This is a genomic window from Bowmanella yangjiangensis (assembly GCF_017255015.1).
Lineage (GTDB): Bacteria > Pseudomonadota > Gammaproteobacteria > Enterobacterales > Alteromonadaceae > Bowmanella > Bowmanella yangjiangensis.
The window spans coordinates 1-296 of record NZ_JAFKCS010000869.1 but is presented as its reverse complement, the minus strand read 5'-3'; the positions used below and the strand labels follow the sequence as shown (position 1 = coordinate 296).

Annotated in this window: 1 pseudogene; it reads left to right on the top strand. The window is 67.2% G+C overall.

The window, feature by feature from the left end:
- A pseudogene (locus J0A65_RS27020) lies at window positions 1-151 on the top strand (arsenical resistance protein ArsH); the annotation flags it as partial.
- Window positions 152-296: the final 145 nt, after the last annotated feature.

Here is a 296-nt window from a genome sequence, read left to right as displayed (position 1 = left end):
CCCCTACTACGACCGCCTGGTCGACGTGATGGAAGAGCTGATGCGTTTCACCCTGCTGCTGCGCGAGCACCCGGAACTGGTGGACCGCTACTCCGAGCGCAAGGAGTCGGCCGAAGCCTTGATGCAGCGGGTCAACCAGCGCGAGATCTGAAGCGCATGGCAGGCACCTTGCGGCAGAAGCCGGCCCCAGGGTGTGGAGCAGCGACAGGCCGCGCTGCTAGGCTGCGCGCATGAACCTGACCAGCCGACTCCAGGCGATCATCTGCGCCGACCCGCAGCGCCTGCGCATCCTCCGG